The organism is Vibrio sp. 2134-1 (genome assembly GCF_033339495.1).
Genome location: NZ_JAWOUS010000186.1, coordinates 1 through 938, shown reverse-complemented (window position 1 = coordinate 938; position 938 = coordinate 1). Strand labels below are relative to the sequence as shown.

The window sequence follows — 938 nt, the reverse complement described above, 5'->3', positions numbered from 1 at the left end:
AGAGCGTGGTCAACAGTACCCAGCTGTTGGTCGTCGCACTGACGATGGCAAAATTGAAGTGCTAGACGGTAGCCGCCGTCGTATGTCTTGTATCTTGGCGGGGAAGGATTTCTTGGTTTACGTTGGTGATGGCATCAACACTGAACACGCGAAATTCCTATCTGACGTCGCGAATGCTCACAAACCGCTGTCGCTTTACGAAAAAGGCAAAGAGATGCAGGCTAAGCTGGAAAGCGGTGAAGCTGAAGACCAAAAAGCGCTAGCGAAAATGTTCCAGTGCAGTGAAGCATTGGTAAGTGGTGCGCTTAAAGCCGCGGCATTGCCGCTAGAATTGCTACAAGCGTATCCAAATGTTGGCGATTTAGGTCGTCCAACCATCGTTAAACTGCACAAACAGTTCTCAACATTGACCGCTGAGCAGCAGCAAAACTTATTGGATAAATGCCGTACATCTGAAGGTTACTTGTGGCAACGTAGCAAGGCACAAGGCGTGGCTCGTTTGACCAAAGAAGTGACGGAAAGCATCGAAAGTTGGATCTCAGAGTTAGCACCAGCTAAACCTGCAAAAAAAGCTGAAAAAGTTGACCTTGTCAAAGGTCGAGCAAGCTACAGTCGTAAAGGAAGCAATCTTGCTCTCAATCTGAAGAAAGTCGATGACAGCTTGATGGAAGAAATCCTTGCTTTTGTTCAAAGCAAAATGCAATAAAACTAAGCTTTAACGATAACCGCCTTCGGGCGGTTTTTTTATGTCTGCGATCTTGAGCGTGTGGAAGCATGCTCCGAATAGCAGATGTGATAACATGGCGGCAGTTCAACATCGGATAGACCCCATGCACGCACAATCTGAATTTCTATCTTCACTTCAACGCCAATCTCAACATGCTTTTCAACGCTCAGGCATTGTTTTGCAAGGAGAGGCCGGTTGGCAAGAGGCCATT

At 46.9% G+C, this 938-nt stretch carries 1 protein-coding gene; it reads left to right on the top strand.

Annotated features, from left to right (window positions below; genetic code table 11):
• Positions 1 to 706: ParB/RepB/Spo0J family partition protein (locus R7R78_RS24820; protein ID WP_225474459.1), on the top strand; the 706-nt coding region annotated here is incomplete at its 5' end.
• Between the last annotated feature and the right edge of the window lie 232 nt (positions 707 to 938).